We start from the raw sequence: 16,529 nt of genomic DNA on the forward strand, positions 1-16,529 counted from the left end.
CAGGCTAGAAACCGTCGACGGCCTTGAGCTTGGGCTCCCCGCCTTCGCCCTCGTCCGGCACAACCCCGATGCCAAGCTTCTCCCTGATCCGGCGTTCGATCTCGTCCGCCAGGTCCGGGTTGTCAACCAGGAATCTGCGCGCATTTTCTTTACCCTGGCCCAGCTGGTCACCGTCGTAGGTGAACCAGGCACCCGACTTCTTGACCAGCGACTGCTCAACACCCATATCGATCAGGCCGCCCTCGCGGGAAATGCCGTGCCCGTACAGAATGTCGAATTCCGCCTGCTTGAAGGGCGGAGCCATCTTGTTCTTGACGATCTTGGCCCGGGTGCGGTTACCGACGGGGTTGGAGCCTTCCTTCAAGGTCTCGATCCGCCGAACATCGATGCGGACCGAGGCGTAGAACTTCAGGGCCTTACCACCGGTGGTCGTCTCCGGGCTGCCGAAGAAGACACCGATCTTTTCACGCAGCTGGTTGATGAAGATCGCCGTCGTCTTGCTCTGGTGCAGCCGGCCCGCGATCTTACGCAGAGCCTGGCTCATCAGCCGGGCTTGGAGCCCGACATGCGTGTCGCCCATTTCGCCTTCAATTTCGGCCCGTGGAACGAGCGCAGCGACCGAGTCAATGACGACGATGTCCAACGACCCCGAGCCAATGAGCATGTCCATGATTTCCAGCGCCTGCTCACCGGTATCCGGCTGTGACACGAGCAAAGCATCAGTATCCACCCCAAGCTTTTTGGCATACTCGGGATCCAAGGCATGTTCCGCGTCGATAAACGCGGCAATACCGCCCTTGCGCTGCGCATTGGCAACGGCATGCAAAGCCAACGTGGTCTTACCGGAAGATTCCGGACCATAGATTTCCACCACGCGCCCGCGTGGCAGTCCGCCGATGCCCAAAGCTATGTCCAGGGCAATGGAACTGGTGGAAATTGTTTCGATGGGCGCCCGGGTGTCATCGCCGAGGCGCATGATTGAGCCCTTGCCAAACTGCTTATCGATTTGTGCAAGCGCTGCTTCCAGAGCCTTCTCGCGGTCAGCTGGTGCGGCCATTCTTCACCTCGGTATCTTGGGGCCCCTCAGGACCATGTTCATTACTCACTCTGACCGTAGCTTTCCGCACTGACAGAATCTGATCAGGGATGTCGTTTGTGGATAATCCGCGCACACTGCGCAGATTCCAGCCTCTGTGTAGGAGCTTATCCGCTCACAAGCACTGATTCGAACACATCTGCGAATTTTCTAGGCGTGTCGGTACTTATCGGGACGGCTTGATATCCCGGCCCAGACGTCGCTCGGCCGGCACGTCCTGCATCTCGCACACGGCCAGCCAGACCGATTTTGGCGGTATCCCCGCTTCGAGAGCGGCCATGGCAGTCCTCCCGCCGAGCCCCGTCAGAACGAGGTCCGCAGCGAGGACACGCGAATATCCCGGCCCGAACTCGTCATCCATCAGTCGCCAGAAGTCACTTATGCGCACATTTCCATCCTCTCACGGCAGCGCCTGCGACGGGAGTTCCACCGTCTCACTACAATGGCTTCATGACCCGACAGGATCCCGCACCGGACGAGACTGGTTTCGACGTGGCAATCGATGCCCTGGAACAACAGCTCAGTCTCCTGTGGCGCCGCGCCCGAGCCAACTCCCACCGTGTGGCACGTCAGGTGCACCCGGACATGGAGCCGGCAGCGTATGGGCTGCTGATGCTGCTGCAGCGAGAGGACTCGATGCGCCTGACCGAGCTGGCAGCCAGCATCGGGGTGGGTAAACCTTCCGTCAGCCGTCAGGTCGCACTCCTTGAGCAGCTGGGCTTGGTCCAGAAGGAAACGGATCCGCTGGACGCCCGCGCCCAGGCCATCACCCTGACCGAAGCCGGTCGGGAGAAATTGCACTCCGCCCAAACCGCCAGGAAGGCAGCCTTCCATGACCGGCTCGGAGACTGGAGTGTGGACGATCTAACGTCCCTTGCCCAGTTACTTGACCGCCTCAACGAGTCCTATGCCCATGAACAGCCGGTGGCGCACGACCAGCCCTGAGAAAGACTGCGCACGCCGCGTCGCGGGCACTAAAACCGCGCAACAAAAAAGCGGGCCGGTTACCTGACCCCAAGTAACCGGCCCGCTTATTGGCGTGTTAGGACCGCGCGGATGCGAGCCCGCGGCTCAGGCCGTCCGGCAGTTCGTCCGGAATGTCGGCGACAAACTCGCGGGAAAGTTCCTGCGGCACGGTATCGGGTATGACCACACCTTCTGCAACAGCGACGCGATCACTGACTTCGCGGAGCATCAGGGAAAGCGGAACATCAAGAGCCGAGCAGATAGACGAGAGAAGCTCTGAAGATGCTTCCTTCTGGCCACGCTCCACTTCGCTCAGGTAACCGAGGGAAACACGGGCGCTGTGTGAAACTTCGCGCAGGGTGCGGCCCTGCCGCTGCCGGACGTCGCGCAAGACGTCACCGATCTCGTGGCGTAGCACTACCATTTTGCGCTCCTTCTGCTCCCGGTGGGATTCTTCCGTCAGACCCACATCACGCCAACGGACGACGCCGTTTACGGACACGGGTTGCTTGACCATCTGTATCGCCTTACTCCCTCAATGCATGGCGGCTGCTGCCGCTTGTCTCCAGCTTAGGCCAACTACCGTAACAGTTGCTGACACCTTTGATAACTACTGGGCTAATTATTTTGTTCCCGTGACATGAAAGATGCGGGATAGGTCACCTTTGACCACGCGCCGCTGTGGTCCGCTGGATAGCATCCAGCAACTGTTCCAATGCGGCTTCCTCCGCTTGGGCACGGATTTCTGCCCGCCCGCCGCTGAAGGTAAAGCCCACCGCAGCCGAACCGTCCGCACCGGCAGTTCCAATGAATACAGTGCCTACTGGCTTGCCCCCGTGCGGTTCCGGACCAGCCACACCGGTGGTCGAAACAGCAATGTCGGCGCCAAGGACCCGACGGGCTCCTTCAGCCATTTGCCTGGCCACATCGGCGTGGACCGACCCCTCTGTGGCCAGCAGGTCCTGATCAACCCCGAGCACGCCCGACTTCACCTCGCTCTGGTAAGACACGATGCCGCCCTGCAAGGCAGCCGACGCGCCGGGAACGGTTGCCAGTGCCGAAGAGACCATTCCGGCAGTCAGTGATTCGGCCGTGCCGATTGTCACGCCGTCCGCGACGGCGGCCAGGACAACCTGCTGCGCCAACGTATGCTCGTTCACTTTCCGGCCTCCCGTCGTGCCCCGGACCGTAGCCGGACAGCTTTGAGAACATAGTCGACGCCGGTCACCACTGTCACCAGCACTGCCACCAACATGACAATAAAGGCGATCCAGACTGCCCACTCCCCCAGCCAGGTTCCCAGCGGCAGCAGATACAGGAAGATGGCAAGGGTCTGGAGAACGGTCTTCAACTTGCCGCCTCGCGACGCCGGCATGACGCCATACTTGATCACCACGAACCGCAACAAAGTGATGCCGAGTTCGCGCACCAGGATGACCACCGTGATCCACCAAGGCAATTCGCCGAGGACAGACAGGAGGATGAGGGCGGACCCGATCAGCAGCTTGTCGGCAATCGGATCGGCAATCTTGCCGAAGTTGGTGATCAGGCCCCTGCTGCGGGCCAGATCGCCGTCCAGTTTGTCGGTGTAGATAGCAACGGCGAAAACGACGACGGCGATCCACCGGAACAGCCCGTGCTCGGCGTTGTCCGCGAGCAGAAGCCAGATGAAGACCGGCACCAGGAGGATGCGCACCGTCGTGAGGACGTTGGCAATGTTGAGCGTGGGCACCGGATGGGCTGGTGAATCAGTCACGACGCTAAGGTTACCCGTCTATCGGCCGGTCAGGCTCCAGGCATCTTCCGATCCCTGGTCGTCATCGTCGTCGTAATACTCCGCGGCCTGGGCCCTGGCGTCCAGGTCTGCCTGGACAAGATCCTCCGGCCCGGCCTGGTCGAAGTTGTGGTTGGCATTGGCGTTGTCGGCGAGAGCATCCGTCATCGGGTCTGCGCCCGGTGCGGCCGCTGCCGGAACATCGTCGCCCCGGATTGCAGCAAGCGTCACGGCGAGGTCGTCCGGCTTCACCAGCACGTCCCGGGCCTTCGAGCCTTCGGACGGGCCCACCACGCCGCGGGACTCGAGCAGGTCCATCAGTCGCCCGGCCTTGGCGAAACCGACCCGGAGCTTACGCTGCAGCATGGAGGTGGAGCCGAACTGCGTGGTCACGACCAGTTCGGTGGCCTGCAGCAGCACCTCCAGGTCGTCCCCGATGTCGTCGTCGATCTGCTTCTTCGGTGCCTCGACGGCCACATCCTCGCGGTACACCGCCTGCAGCTGGCCCTTGACATGTTCGACAACCTTGTGGATCTCGGTCTCGCTAACCCAGGCGCCCTGGACGCGCATGGGCTTGTTGGCCCCCATCGGCAGGAAGAGCGCGTCGCCCTGGCCGATCAGCTTTTCGGCGCCCGGCTGGTCCAGCACCACGCGGGAGTCGGTGACCGACGACGTGGCAAACGCCATTCGGGAGGGCACGTTGGCCTTGATCAGGCCGGTAACGACGTCGACCGAAGGCCGCTGCGTGGCGAGCACCAGGTGGATGCCGGCTGCACGGGCCAGCTGGGTGATCCGGACAATGGAGTCTTCTACGTCACGCGGGGCGACCATCATCAGGTCGGCAAGCTCGTCCACGATCACCAGGAGGTACGGGTACGGCTTGACGATCCGTTTGGAGCCTTCCGGCGGGATGACCTTGCCGTTGCGCACGGCCTTGTTGAAGTCGTCGATATGTTTGTAGCCGAAGTTGGCCAGGTCGTCGTAGCGGGTGTCCATCTCCCGAACCACCCACTGCAGCGCTTCCGCGGCTTTCTTCGGGTTCGTGATGATGGGCGTGATCAGGTGCGGGACGCCTTCGTATGCGGTCAGTTCCACACGCTTCGGATCCACCATGACCATGCGGACCTCGTCCGGCGTCGAGCGCATCAGGATTGAGGTGACCATGGAGTTCACGAACGCGGATTTACCGGCACCGGTGGCGCCGGCCACGAGCAGGTGGGGCATTTTCGCCAGGTTGGCCACGACGTAGCCACCTTCGACGTCCTTGCCCACGCCCATGACCATCGGATGATCCGTCTTGCGCGCGTTGTTGGACCGCAGCACGTCACCGAGAGACACCGTCTCGCGGTCCGTGTTCGGGATTTCGATGCCGATGGCGGACTTGCCCGGAATGGGGCTCAGGATCCGGACGTCCGAGCTGGCCACCGCGTAGGAGATGTTCTTGGACAACGCCGTCACACGCTCCACCTTGGTGCCCGGCGAGAGTGAGATTTCATACCGGGTCACGGTCGGGCCGCGGGAGAACCCCGTCACGTGGGCCTCCACCTTGAACTGGTCCAACGTATGGGTCAGCGCGGCAACGACGGCGTCATTGGCTTCCGAGCGCTCCTTCGACGGGGGGCCCGCAGGCAAGTAGTCCGAGGGCGGCAGCGTGTACGCCACATCGCCAGAGAGCTGAAGCTGCTCGGTCCGTTGCGGAATGGGCGTCGCCGGCGGCTGTGGCTGGACCGGGTTGGCCGGCACCGCCGCGACGCTCCCGGTCGAGGCAGGGGGCACAACAGGGATGGCCTCGGTGGCACCCTCCGGCAGGAGGCCCTGGTCGCGCTTGAGCTTCTCGGCTGCCAGCTCGGACTGGGTCGGACGGCGCACGCCCGGCGGCACCTTCGGGGCGGCCGGTCCGGGGGCTCCGGCACTCGAAGCGTCCTCGTCTTCAATGACGGGTGTCTCGAAGGCTTCGTCGCCGTAGTAGCCGTCGTCGTGCTCTTCCTCTTCGGACTCATGCTTGTCGCGGCCGAACCTGCGCTTCCGGGGCTTCTTCGCCTTCGGCTCGCTCCGGTCCGATTCATAGAGGTAGCTCTGGTCATGACCGTTGGCCGTGACCGCGTTGAGATCCTGGCCCATGAGGCCTTCGTAAAGGGCGCGGAGCCGGGCCGGAATATGCCGGAACGGCGTGGCGGTAACGATGAGCAGGCTGACGAAGGCCAGCAGCGAGTAGACGGCAACCGCGAGCCACATGTTGATGGTTGCCAGCGGCGAAGAGATAAGGAAACCGACCATGCCGCCGGCGGCCCACAATGCATCCAGCCCGTCCGCCAAACCAGGCTCGCCGCCGATGACGTGTGCCAGGGCTGTTCCGGACAGCGTCATCAGAGTCAGCCCGATGGCGATCCGGTTGTTTCCGCGGGCATCCTCCGGGGAGCGCATCAGGCGCACGGTGAAGATCAGCAGGAAAACAGGCAGCAGCAGTGCCATCCAGCCGAACGTCCCGCCGGCGACCGCGTGCACGACGTCGGCAAATCCGCCGTTGAGGGCCCACCATTCGACCGCTGCGATGACCACGGCCAGCAGGAGCATGAAGAAACCAGTGCCGTCGCGGCGCAGGTCTTTGTCCGGATGGACATCCGGACCGAGTTTGCGGATGCCGGCCGCGACGATGTGCGCGGTACCCATCCAAGCGCCGCGGACCATCCTCAGCGGCAGCGGAAGGTGGTCCTCCGGCTGCACATTGAGGGCCTTGGTTTTGGCCGCGCCGCGTCCCGCAGTAGAGCGCGAAGCACTGCCTGAGTTCTTACCGCGCGACTGCTGGGTGCCTTTTTTGGCAGGAGAAGTACGAGTCGCCATATCGGATACGTTACCCGCAAAGACCCGGCAACTGGGGGATTTGCCATCGAGCACGAGCAGGTGTCAGCCGAATCACGGGCGCGGCGGCAGCACCAACTGCCGCAACGGCGACAGGCCGCCGGAGCGCAACAGAGAGCAGATCAGGCTTCGAGCACGACAGGTACGATCATGGGCCGGCGGCGGTGTCGCTTATTGACCCAGGTACCCACGACCCTGCGGACCACTTGCTGGAGTTGGTAGGTGGTGTGCTCCTTCGTGCCTACCACTGCTTCTTCCAGGGCTGCAGTGATCTGGGGCTTGATGTTGTCAAAGACCGCGTCGTCTTCGGCGAAGCCGCGCGCATGGATTTCCGGGCCGGAGACAATCTTGCCGGTACTGCGGTTGACTACGGTGATCACCGAGATGAAGCCTTCTTCGCCCAGGATCCGGCGGTCCTTCAGGTCCGAGTCCGTTATTTCGCCGATGCTGGAGCCGTCCACGTAGACGAAGCCGCATTCGACCTGGCCCACAATGCGCGCCTTGCCGTCGACGAGGTCGACCACGCTGCCGTCGTCGGCCAGCAGGACATTTTCGTCGGCCACGCCGGTCTGCCGCGCCAGGTTTCCGTTCGCGATCAGGTGGCGCGTCTCGCCGTGGACCGGCATCGCGTTCTTGGGCTGGAGGATGTTGTAGCAATACAGTAGTTCGCCGGCAGCGGCATGGCCGGAGACATGGACCTTGGCCGTACCCTTGTGGATGACCTCGGCCCCCAGCTTGAGCAGGCCGTTGATGATCCGGAAGACCGCGTTCTCGTTGCCCGGGATCAACGACGACGCGAGGATCACGGTGTCGCCCTTGCCAACCTGGATCCGGTGGTCCCCGTTGGCCATCCGCGAGAGGGCAGCCATTGGCTCCCCTTGCGAGCCGGTGGACATAAGCACGATGCGGTCATCCGGGAAGTCTTCGACGTTTTTCAGGTCGACGATAATGCCCGGAGGTACGTTCAGGTAGCCCAGCTTCTCGGCGATGGCCATATTGCGCACCATGGAGCGGCCGACGAATGCTACGTGGCGGCCGTGGGCGGCGGCGGCGTCGAGCACCTGCTGGACGCGGTGGATGTGCGAAGAGAACGACGCGACGATGATCCGTTTCTGGACCTGCCCGAAGAGCCGTTCCAGCACCGGTCCGATTTCCTTTTCCGCGGTAGTGAACCCGGGGATGTCGGCGTTGGTCGAATCCGACATGAACAGGTCCACGCCTTCTTCGCCGAGCCGGGCGAAGGCCCGCAGGTCCGTCAGGCGCCCGTCCAGCGGCAACTGGTCCATCTTGAAGTCGCCGGTGTGCAGGACATTGCCCGCGGCCGTTCGGATGAAGACGGCCAAAGCGTCTGGAATCGAGTGGTTGACGGCGACGAATTCGCACTCGAATGGCCCGAACTGCTCGATCTGGCCTTCGGAAACAGTCAGCGTGTACGGCTTGATGCGGTGCTCGGTCAGCTTGGCCTCGACCAGTGCCAGAGTCAGCCGGGAACCGATCAGCGGTATGTCCTGGCGCATGCGCAATAGGTACGGGACGGCACCGATATGATCCTCATGCCCGTGGGTCAGGACCACACCAACGATGTCGTCCAGGCGGTCCTCGATGTAGGAGAAGTCCGGCAGGATCAGATCCACACCCGGCTGGTGTTCCTCGGGGAAGAGGACACCGCAATCCACAATCAGCAGCTTCGAGTTGATCTCGAACACCGCCATGTTCCGGCCGATCTCGCCCAGGCCGCCCAGCGGCACTACCCGCAGGGTACCGGCGGCGAGTTTTGGCGGGGTGCGCAGCTCTGTAATTGTGGACTCGCTCATACTTTAGATCAAACCTCCAGGTTCCAGCCGGCCTCTTCGAGGTCTGCGCGGATCATTGCGATCTCGGCGTCGGACGGCTCGACCAAAGGCAAGCGGACCACCGAGTTGGGCAGAACGGACTGCCACTTAAGAATGAGTTTGGACGCAACCGCCCCTTGGATATGGGTCATCACCGCCCGCTGGACCGGATCCAGCTCAAAGTGCAGCCGTCGGGCTGTAGTCAGATCACCGGCATGCATGGCATCGACCAGTGCGCGGTATTGCGCCGTCGCAACATGGGCGCTGACCGACACGAGGCCGACGGCTCCCGCTGCCATCAGCGGCAGGGTGAGCGAGTCATCGCCGGCGTACACGTCCAGATCGGTGTTCGCCAGGACGCGGGTGGTCTCCTGGTAGTCCGCCTTGGCATCCTTCAGCGCGACGATGCGCGGGTGTTCGGCCAGCCGGTACAGGGTCTCGGTCTCGATCGGGATGCCGGCGCGGCCGGGGATGTCGTAAACCATGACAGGCAGATCGACAGCGTCCGCGATCGCTTCGATGTGTGCCTGGACACCGGCCTGGCTCGGCTTGTTGTAGTACGGCGTGGTGACAAGGAGTCCGTCCACGCCTAGTTTCGCTGCCTCCTGGGACAGACGGATGGAGTGCCGCGTGTCGTTGGTTGTGGAGCCGGCGATGACCTTTGCCCGTCCGCCGACGGCGTCTACCACCGCGCGGAACATGCCGAGGTTTTCCTCGTCCAGCAGGGTGGAAGTCTCCCCCGTGGTCCCGGTGACCACCAGCCCGTCGCAGCCGTCCTCGACGAGCTTGAGGGCCAGCTTTCCAGCGACTTCATAATCCACGTCCCCCTTTTCGTTGAAGGGGGTAACCATGGCAGTCACCAAAGTTCCGAAGGTGTACTCACGGGAAGAAGACTCAGACATAGACAAAACGTTACCGCGTGGACCTCGGTTTGCCGCAACGGCCCTCAGGAGTTTCGTATCACGGGCCCTTTCCGCCTCGAGGCGCTGCGATTATTACGCCGCGGGCCCCAATACAGGGGGCTGTGAGAATATCGGATTATGGCATCCACTCACAGCGGTTCCGCCGGGCAGCGGCTGGCCGGAATCGACGCTGCCCGGGGCCTGGCCCTGCTGGGCATGATGGCCACCCATATCTTTCCGCTGTGGACCGCCGGCGCCAACCCCGAGCCCAGTTTCAGCGGCTTGGTGCTCTCCGGCCGGTCCTCGGCCCTCTTCGCGGTCCTGGCCGGCGTCGGGCTTGGCCTGTTGACCGGCGGCAGCCGCCCTCACAGCGGCCGGTCGCTACTGGCCGACCGGTCCGGGATTACGGTGCGGGCGGCCATTATCGCCGTCGTTGGTCTGATGCTTGGCACGCTGAACGTCAGCATTGCCGTCATCCTTGTGCACTATGCGGTGCTGTTCCTCTGCGCCCTGCCGTTCCTGCAACTGCGTCTGCCCGTGCTGGCAGCGTGGGCCGGTGGCTGGCTGGTGCTCTCCCCGGTGGCTGCCTACCTGCTGCGCCCATGGCTGGAAAACACGCTCGGCCTGGGCAGCCTGGGGCACAATCCCATGATTCTCGACGTGTTTATCCCGTCCACGTTCCTGGCCGACATCTTCGTCACCGGCTACTACCCCGTGCTGCAGTGGCTTGGCTACATCCTGGTTGGACTTGTCATCGGCAGGCTGGATATCCGCCGCGCGGTGGTCCAGCTGTGGCTGCTTTCCGGGGGCCTGGCGGCGGCGGCGCTGGCCAAGGCCGGCTCGTGGCTCATCATGGATGGTCTGGGCGGCTACCGCCAGCTCGCCTCCACCGAGGCGGCGGAACGTGCGGATTTCGCCCTGATCTACCAGGTGAACCTCAGTTGGGTGGACACGGACGATTCCTGGTGGTGGCTGGGGATTTCCGGCCCGCATTCCGGCACAACCTTCGATCTGCTGCATACCTCCGGTACGGCGGCGGTGGTGCTTGCCATCTGCCTGCTGCTGACCACGAAGAAGCCGAATCTGCTGCTGCCGCTCTCGGGCGCCGGTGCCATGACTCTGACCCTATACTCCGTGCATGTCTGGGTGATGAGCTTGATCCCGAAGAATGCGGTCTGGCCCGGGGACAACGAGATTTACTGGGTGCAGGTCATCGTGGCCCTGTCCGTGGGCACCACTCTGCGAGTGCTGGACCGGCGGGGGCCTTTCGAATACATCACTTCCACCACCTCGCGGGCCACCCGCGACGCCATCCGCGGCGGCCACCGCCAATACAGCTGACGCCCGCCACTTCGCTTACGTATCAAACGTACGACGGCGGGACGCCCGCCTGCCGCTGTCGGCGGCGGATTCAGCTGCGGCTGAGCTCGATCGCCTTGCGCATGGATTCGCGGGCGCGCTTGCGGTCGCGGGCGGCATCGTAGGCGCAGGAAAGCCGGAACCAGCTGCGCCAGTCCTCGGGCGCGGCCTCGGCCTCCACCTTGTACCTTTCGAACTCGGCATCCGCTGCCTCGCGGACAATGCGTCCGCCCGGGGTGCGTGGCAGATTGTCCACCGGCAGCCCGCCCTCGGCTTCGAGGATCTTGGCCAGTTTCGACATCCTCGAGCCGAAGAGGATTTCGCGGATCAGTGCCCATGCGCCGATCACCGGGAGCACCAGCAGGGCGGCGCCGAGGGCGATCGCCACCGGCTGCGGGTCCTGCAGGAGCAGCCAAGCGCGGTGCACGGTCAGCGCCATGTATGCGAGCAGCAGGAAGATGATCGCCGAGACCCAGATCTTCTCGCCGTGGCGCGAATACCAGGAAGCGGAGCCGGTTCCCGGGGTTGCGGAGTCAGTCATTGAGGTCAAGGTATCCGTCCAGGCCGTAGGTCAATCCCGGGTGGGCTGCCACAGCGCGCACGCCCAGCAGGACTCCGGGCATAAAGGAGGCACGGTCAAACGAGTCGTGCCGGATGGTCAGCTGTTCCCCAGGGCCGCCGAGCAGCACTTCCTGGTGCGCCACCAGGCCGCGCAGCCGCACGCTGTGCACCCGGACCCCGTCCACGTCCGCACCGCGGGCGCCGTCGAGGGACTTGGTGGTGGCGTCGGGGCTGGCGGAAACGCCGGCCTCTTCGCGCGATGCGGCGACCAGCTGCGCCGTGCGTACCGCGGTGCCGGAGGGCGCATCGACCTTGTCTGGGTGGTGCAGTTCGATGATTTCCACCGATTCGAAGTACCTGGCAGCCTTGGCGGCGAACGCGGACGCCAGCACCGAGCCCAGCGCGAAGTTGGGCGCGATCAGCACGCCGGTTCCCGGGTGCGATTCCAGCAGTGCGGCCAGGTTGCGGCGCTTCTGTTCGTCCCAGCCGGTAGTACCGACGACGGCGTGCATGCCGTGTTCGACGGCGAAACGGACGTTGGCTTCGGTGCTGTCCGGCGTGGTCAGATCCACAACGACTTGTGCGCCGGTGCCGGTCAGCGAATCCAAGCTGTCCCCGCGACCCAGTGCCGCCACAAGTTTGAGGTCTTCGGCGGCGTCAACGGCCTTGACCGCCTCCGCGCCCATTCGTCCACCGGCACCGAGCACGGCCACCGCAAGTTGTTCAGTCATGGTTTCCAGCGTATCGCTACTGGCCGATGCCCACCCATTCGGTACGTCCGTCCGCGAAGTGCTGTTCCTTCCAGACCGGCACCCGTTCCTTGACGGTATCCACCAGTTCCGACGCCGCGGCGAACGCTTCGGCCCGGTGGGCGGAAGCGACGGCGGCTACCAGTGCCGGGTCCCCGATCTGCAGCGATCCAATCCGGTGCGCAACCCAGATGCGCACGCCGTCATACTTCGCGGCAATGTCGGCGGCGACCTCGGCGATCACCCGGCTTGCGCTGGGATGTGCGGAGTAGCCCAGCGCGGACACCGCTTCCCCGCCGTCGTGGTTGCGGACTACGCCGCTGAAAGTCACGACGGCGCCGCATTCGGGTGACTCCGCTGCAGCCATCGCCTGCGCAACGTCCAAGGTGGAATCGGCGACCCCTGCGTACAGCACTTCGCTAGTGCCCATGATGCCCTCCGGTTTTGTGGCTTGTGGTGTGGGTGGAGCTCTCCGCGGCGGCCAGGTGTCCAGGGCCTTCGTGTCCGACTGCTTCGTGTCCGGCGTCGCGGCGGCCTTCCAGCTGGGTGCAGATGTGCTCGATCAGCGGCTGCAGCACTGCGAGCCCGTCGCGGACGCCGCCGGGCGAGCCCGGAAGATTGATGATGAAGGTTCCGCCTGCCACTCCGGCCACCCCGCGGCTCAGGGCGGCGAGCGGCGTGTGGGGCCGGCCGGCGGCGCGGATGGCTTCCATGATCCCGGGCACTTCCTTGTCGAGGAGCGCAGCGGTGATCTCCGGCGTGCGGTCGTCACGGGTCAGGCCGGTGCCGCCGCTGGTGATGAGGACCCGGACGCCCTCGGCCAGCAGGTCCGCCAACGCCGCTCGAACCTCGGGCCCGTCCGGGACCACGCGAACGGGCAGCGGCTCGAAGCCTTCGGCGGCCAGCCACTCTGTGATGATCGGCCCGCTGCGGTCCGTGTACGTCCCGGCTGCCGCGCGGGTGGAGGCGACAACGACGCCGGCGGTGCGCCGCCTGCCCGCGCCTCCGATGGTGCTGGCGGTGCCGGTGGCACTGGCCGTGCCGGTGCCGTTGCTGGATTCAGTGCTCACAGCGTCCAGTCCCCGCTCTTGCCGCCGGACTTGGCCAGCACCTTGATGCCGCCGATGACGGCGTGCTTGTCCACGGCCTTGATCATGTCGTACAGGCTCAGCGCCGCCACCGAGGCCGCAGTGAGTGCTTCCATTTCGACGCCGGTAACTCCGCGTGTGCGCACGGTCGCCTCGATCCGCACCTCGCTGGTGCCCGGGAAGAAGTCCACGGTGACCTTGCTGATGGGCAGCGGGTGGCACAGCGGAATCAGCGACGGCGTCTGCTTAGCGGCCATGATGCCGGCCACGCGGCTGACCGCCAGGGCGTCGCCTTTGGGCAGGCCGCCGGCGGTCAGCAGGGAGACTACGTCCGCCCGCGTAGTCAGCACTGCCTGCGCGGTGGCTTCACGGGTCGTTTCGGCCTTGGCACTGACGTCCACCATGTGCGCCGTACCGTCCTCGCGGACATGGGTCAACCGGTCCTGCTCGCTCATAACAGCCATACTTCCACGTTCCACCCGGCCGGGACCTCCGTTACGCCGACGGGAAAATGCACCAGCGCGTTGGACGCTGCCAGGGCGTAGAGCAGGTGCGAGCCGGGACCGCCGATCAAGGTGACGGAGCCGCCGTCGTAATGGCCGCGCCGGATCTGGTGCTTGGCCGCCGGAGACAGGACAGCCTCGGCCAGCGGCACCTGCAGGACGGTGCGCGGCTCCGGGTCGCCCAGCACCTCGCTGAGCGCCGGACGGAGGAAAGTCTCGAAGGACACCAGCGAACTGACCGGGTTGCCCGGAAAACCCAGGTAAGCCACGCCGCCCACCGTACCGATGGCCTGGGGTCCGCCGGGCTGCATCGCCACCGGGCCGAACTCCACCTGGTCCTGGGCCAGGGCCTGCTTAACCACCTCAAAGGCGCCCTTGCTGATGCCGCCGGAGGTCAGCAGCAAATCCGGCTGGTGCCGTTCCAGGTCCTCGTGCAGCCGGGCCAGGAAGTCCTCCGGGGAATCGGCCAGGATCCGGCTGCCGGCCACGTCCGCGCCGGCCTCGGCGAGCCCGGCCGCCAGCAAGGTGGTGTTGGCATCGAAAATCTGCCCGGGACCCAGTGTGCCGCCGGGTGCGATGACTTCGTCGCCGGTGCTCAGCAGCAGCACGCGCAGCCGCGGCCGCACCGCAACCTCCGCGACGCCGAGCGCCGCCAGCAGTCCCAGCTGGGCCGGCTTGAGCCGCGTGCCGGCGGCGAGGGCAAGGGTGCCGGCGGCAATGTCGCTGCCCTCGGAGCGGACGAACTGGCCGGCCGGAACGTTGGCCGGCAGCCTCACCGTCAACCCCGGGGCGGGCGTGCGGAAACCGTCCGGATCTGCCTGTTCAATGGGGACGACGGCGTCCGCTCCGGCCGGCAGCATGGCTCCGGTCATGATCGGGGCCGCGAAGCCCGCGGCCAGCGGCGGAGCGGGGTAACCCGCGGCAATGGTTTCGGCCACCGCAAACTCCGGCCGGCCGGCGGCTGCCGCGCTGTCCACGGCGTAGCCGTCCATCTGCGAGTTGGCGAAGGGCGGCAGACTGACCGGGGCGGTGATGTCCCGGGCCAGGATCCGGTTGCGCGCCTCAAGCAGCCCGACCGTAGCTGCAGCCCGGGCGTTGCGTTGCACGGCGGCGCGGACCAGCTCGGTGACCGCCTTGCGGTGCTCGGCTACTGTAGCGGCCACGCGCAACTCCCTTCTCTTCAGGAGCCATCCTAAGCGACGGTCACGCTCACGGTATGCCAGCCGGTGGCTCCATCCGGCACCACCGGGGCGCTCTCGCCGGTCTGCACCATGCCCGCCGCGTCGATGGCGCGGACCTGGAGACGGTGGCGGCCTGCCGAGGCGTTCCACCGGTACCGGTACTGCCGCCAGGTATCGGCGGAAATGGGCGCGCCCAGTTCGGCGTCCTGCCACGGGCCGTCGTCGACCCGCAGCTGCACAGCGCTGATGCCGGTGTGCTGGGACCAGGCCACGCCGCCGATGTCCACCTCCCCGGGCTCGAGCCGTGCGCCGTTGCGCGGCGTGTCGATCCGAGAGCTCATTTTCACCGGTCCCCGGGCGCTCCAGCCCCGGGTGGTCCAGTAGGCGGTCTCGTCCTCGAAGCGGGTCAGTTTCAGTTCGGTGACCCATTTGGTGGCGGAGACGTAGCCGAAGAGCCCCGGCACCACCAGCCGCACCGGGAAACCGTGTTCAAGCGGCAGCGGTTCCCCGTTCATGCCGATGGCCAGCAGCGCATCCCTCTCGTCGGTCAGCACCTCCAGCGGCGTCGAAGCCGTCCAGCCGTCCACGCTGCGCGAGAGCACCATGTCCGCCCCGGCCTGCGGGCGGGCCCGCGCCAGCAGCTTCCGGACCGGCCAGCCCAGCCACTTCGCATTGCCGATCAGGTCCCCGCCCACCGGGTTGGAGACGCAGCACAACGTGATGTACCGCTCCGCCAGTTCCTGGCTGGCCAGCTCATCAAAGTCCAGCTCCACTTCCTGCTCCACCATGCCGGTCACCTTCAGCCGCCACTGGTCCACATTGACCACGGGCACCGCGAGTGCGGTGTCGATCCGGTAGAAATCCGGATTTGGCGTCACGAGCGGCGTGATGCCCGCTACCGGCAGCGTCGCGGCTGCCGGAATCGGTTCCGCCGGATCGGCCGGGGCGGGAAGTTGGAAGGCCTGGCGGAGGCGGGCTGCGCCCTGCTGGGCGCTGCGGATGCTCGTAGCGACGACGGCGGTCAGCGCCGCCGCGGCCGCGGTACCTCCCAGCCACAACAGGAAGGTCCGGCGGGCCGGGTCTTGCCCCGGACCGTCCCGCTGTGTATGAGCGGCGGCGGCTTGGACGCAGCGCCGGACCAGGACCCGCAGCGCCACCAGCGCCACCACCCCGGCAACCACCGGGGCGGCCAGTGCCAACTGTTCGGCCTGCGGGGCGGCCAGCACAGCGACCGCGCCGGTGGCCGCAAAGGCGAGGATGACGGCACCGCCAGCGTACCGCCGTCGTACTTCGAGCACTCCGGCGAGGCCGCCGAGGGCCGCGATGACCAATGCCATGGCAACGAAGAACGCGGCCTTGTCCGCCGTCCCGAAGACCGCAATCGCCGCGTCCTTCACGACCGGCGGCAACACGTCGATGACGGCGGATCCAACCGCGGTCAGCGGCGAGACGGAGGGGCTCAGGAACGCCGCGGCCAGCTCACCGGCGGCCGTTCCCAGCAGCGCAGCAGCGGCCCCGGCGGCTGCCGCCCATCCGTTCGGCGCAGTGCTGTTCGGCATCGTGCTGTTCGGCGGAGATTCGCCCGGTGCCCCGTTGTTGACCGCCGGACGGTTGGGTGCCCATCGGTTCGGTGCCCCTGGGTTCGGTGCCATCGGGCCT

Annotated in this window: 17 protein-coding genes; 2 read left to right on the top strand and 15 right to left on the bottom strand. The window is 65.6% G+C overall.

The features are described 5' to 3' along the window. Positions 1-4: 4 nt before the first annotated feature. Positions 5-1,057 carry a recombinase RecA gene (gene recA / locus HGO92_RS15440; protein ID WP_169996357.1) on the bottom strand — a complete coding sequence of 351 codons (1,053 nt, stop codon included), beginning with the start codon at positions 1,055-1,057 and terminating at the stop codon, positions 5-7. Between the two features lie 205 nt (positions 1,058-1,262). Further along, positions 1,263-1,484 (bottom strand): DUF3046 domain-containing protein, encoded by a 222-nt coding sequence (locus HGO92_RS15445; protein WP_169996359.1) that lies wholly within the window; start codon positions 1,482-1,484, stop codon positions 1,263-1,265. Between the two features lie 62 nt (positions 1,485-1,546). Between HGO92_RS15445 and HGO92_RS15450 the strand changes: the two genes are divergently transcribed. Beyond that, positions 1,547-2,041: a MarR family winged helix-turn-helix transcriptional regulator gene (locus HGO92_RS15450; protein ID WP_169996361.1), complete on the top strand. Its 495-nt coding sequence runs from the start codon at positions 1,547-1,549 to the stop codon at positions 2,039-2,041. A 97-nt stretch (positions 2,042-2,138) separates the two neighbouring features. On the opposite strand, the gene HGO92_RS15455 is transcribed toward HGO92_RS15450, so the two are convergent. The 6 genes from HGO92_RS15455 to dapA all read right to left on the bottom strand — a co-directional run bounded on the left by HGO92_RS15455 (position 2,139) and on the right by dapA (position 9,429). After that, positions 2,139-2,579 carry a helix-turn-helix domain-containing protein gene (locus tag HGO92_RS15455; protein WP_169996363.1) on the bottom strand — a complete coding sequence of 147 codons (441 nt, stop codon included), beginning with the start codon at positions 2,577-2,579 and terminating at the stop codon, positions 2,139-2,141. A 142-nt stretch (positions 2,580-2,721) separates the two neighbouring features. Continuing rightward, positions 2,722-3,222, bottom strand: coding sequence for a nicotinamide-nucleotide amidohydrolase family protein (locus HGO92_RS15460; RefSeq protein WP_169996366.1), 501 nt, complete (start codon positions 3,220-3,222; stop codon positions 2,722-2,724). Beyond that, the gene (gene pgsA / locus HGO92_RS15465; protein ID WP_169996368.1) at positions 3,219-3,818 is read right to left on the bottom strand and encodes a CDP-diacylglycerol--glycerol-3-phosphate 3-phosphatidyltransferase; all 600 of its coding nucleotides are present in this window, start codon (positions 3,816-3,818) and stop codon (positions 3,219-3,221) included. The genes HGO92_RS15460 and pgsA overlap by 4 nt, the downstream gene beginning before the upstream one ends. A gap of 18 nt (positions 3,819-3,836) precedes the next feature. Then, on the bottom strand, positions 3,837-6,677 hold the full coding sequence (locus HGO92_RS15470) for an FtsK/SpoIIIE family DNA translocase (protein WP_169996370.1): 2,841 nt from the start codon (positions 6,675-6,677) through the stop codon (positions 3,837-3,839). A gap of 140 nt (positions 6,678-6,817) precedes the next feature. Beyond that, complete coding sequence (locus HGO92_RS15475) at positions 6,818-8,509, bottom strand: ribonuclease J (RefSeq protein WP_169996372.1); 1,692 nt, start codon at positions 8,507-8,509, stop codon at positions 6,818-6,820. Between the two features lie 8 nt (positions 8,510-8,517). After that, entirely contained in the window at positions 8,518-9,429 is a 912-nt protein-coding gene (dapA, locus tag HGO92_RS15480) for a 4-hydroxy-tetrahydrodipicolinate synthase (RefSeq protein ID WP_169996374.1), read from the bottom strand. Positions 9,430-9,567: 138 nt separating this feature from the next. Between dapA and HGO92_RS15485 the strand changes: the two genes are divergently transcribed. Then, positions 9,568-10,770 carry a heparan-alpha-glucosaminide N-acetyltransferase domain-containing protein gene (locus HGO92_RS15485; RefSeq protein ID WP_169996376.1) on the top strand — a complete coding sequence of 401 codons (1,203 nt, stop codon included), beginning with the start codon at positions 9,568-9,570 and terminating at the stop codon, positions 10,768-10,770. 70 nt (positions 10,771-10,840) lie between these two features. Here the strand turns inward: HGO92_RS15485 and HGO92_RS15490 are convergent, their stop codons facing one another. From HGO92_RS15490 to HGO92_RS15520, 7 genes are read right to left on the bottom strand one after another with little or no spacing between them, the layout of a single operon-like run. Beyond that, a complete protein-coding gene (locus HGO92_RS15490) occupies positions 10,841-11,329 on the bottom strand; it encodes a tetratricopeptide repeat protein (RefSeq protein WP_169996378.1) in 489 nt (162 codons plus the stop codon). Further along, the gene (gene dapB / locus HGO92_RS15495) at positions 11,322-12,080 is read right to left on the bottom strand and encodes a 4-hydroxy-tetrahydrodipicolinate reductase (protein WP_169996380.1); all 759 of its coding nucleotides are present in this window, start codon (positions 12,078-12,080) and stop codon (positions 11,322-11,324) included. The genes HGO92_RS15490 and dapB overlap by 8 nt, the downstream gene beginning before the upstream one ends. A 16-nt stretch (positions 12,081-12,096) precedes the next feature. Beyond that, the gene (locus HGO92_RS15500) at positions 12,097-12,528 is read right to left on the bottom strand and encodes a molybdenum cofactor biosynthesis protein MoaE (protein WP_169996382.1); all 432 of its coding nucleotides are present in this window, start codon (positions 12,526-12,528) and stop codon (positions 12,097-12,099) included. After that, complete coding sequence (locus HGO92_RS15505) at positions 12,518-13,108, bottom strand: molybdenum cofactor synthesis domain-containing protein (protein WP_169996552.1); 591 nt, start codon at positions 13,106-13,108, stop codon at positions 12,518-12,520. Before HGO92_RS15505 ends, HGO92_RS15500 begins: the two co-directional genes overlap by 11 nt. Before the next feature lie 56 nt (positions 13,109-13,164). Further along, entirely contained in the window at positions 13,165-13,650 is a 486-nt protein-coding gene (gene moaC / locus HGO92_RS15510) for a cyclic pyranopterin monophosphate synthase MoaC (RefSeq protein ID WP_169996384.1), read from the bottom strand. After that, positions 13,638-14,852: a molybdopterin-binding protein gene (locus HGO92_RS15515; RefSeq protein WP_169996386.1), complete on the bottom strand. Its 1,215-nt coding sequence runs from the start codon at positions 14,850-14,852 to the stop codon at positions 13,638-13,640. Before HGO92_RS15515 ends, moaC begins: the two co-directional genes overlap by 13 nt. Positions 14,853-14,881: 29 nt before the next feature. Continuing rightward, positions 14,882-16,429 carry a molybdopterin-dependent oxidoreductase gene (locus tag HGO92_RS15520; RefSeq protein ID WP_169996553.1) on the bottom strand — a complete coding sequence of 516 codons (1,548 nt, stop codon included), beginning with the start codon at positions 16,427-16,429 and terminating at the stop codon, positions 14,882-14,884. Between the last annotated feature and the right edge of the window lie 100 nt (positions 16,430-16,529).

The sequence above is a fragment of the Crystallibacter degradans genome (genome assembly GCF_012952295.1).
In the GTDB taxonomy this organism is placed as follows: domain Bacteria; phylum Actinomycetota; class Actinomycetes; order Actinomycetales; family Micrococcaceae; genus Crystallibacter; species Crystallibacter degradans.

Coding starts and splice junctions, on each gene's coding strand:
- dapB (WP_169996380.1), bottom strand. CDS start 12,080: ATGACTGAACAACTTGCGGTGGCCGTGCTCGGTGCCGGTGGACGAATG.
- HGO92_RS15475 (WP_169996372.1), bottom strand. CDS start 8,509: ATGAGCGAGTCCACAATTACAGAGCTGCGCACCCCGCCAAAACTCGCC.
- HGO92_RS15470 (WP_169996370.1), bottom strand. CDS start 6,677: ATGGCGACTCGTACTTCTCCTGCCAAAAAAGGCACCCAGCAGTCGCGC.
- HGO92_RS15455 (WP_169996363.1), bottom strand. CDS start 2,579: ATGGTCAAGCAACCCGTGTCCGTAAACGGCGTCGTCCGTTGGCGTGAT.
- HGO92_RS15490 (WP_169996378.1), bottom strand. CDS start 11,329: ATGACTGACTCCGCAACCCCGGGAACCGGCTCCGCTTCCTGGTATTCG.
- dapA (WP_169996374.1), bottom strand. CDS start 9,429: ATGTCTGAGTCTTCTTCCCGTGAGTACACCTTCGGAACTTTGGTGACT.
- HGO92_RS15520 (WP_169996553.1), bottom strand. CDS start 16,429: ATGCCGAACAGCACTGCGCCGAACGGATGGGCGGCAGCCGCCGGGGCC.
- moaC (WP_169996384.1), bottom strand. CDS start 13,650: ATGGCTGTTATGAGCGAGCAGGACCGGTTGACCCATGTCCGCGAGGAC.
- HGO92_RS15450 (WP_169996361.1), top strand. CDS start 1,547: ATGACCCGACAGGATCCCGCACCGGACGAGACTGGTTTCGACGTGGCA.
- HGO92_RS15500 (WP_169996382.1), bottom strand. CDS start 12,528: ATGGGCACTAGCGAAGTGCTGTACGCAGGGGTCGCCGATTCCACCTTG.
- recA (WP_169996357.1), bottom strand. CDS start 1,057: ATGGCCGCACCAGCTGACCGCGAGAAGGCTCTGGAAGCAGCGCTTGCA.
- HGO92_RS15485 (WP_169996376.1), top strand. CDS start 9,568: ATGGCATCCACTCACAGCGGTTCCGCCGGGCAGCGGCTGGCCGGAATC.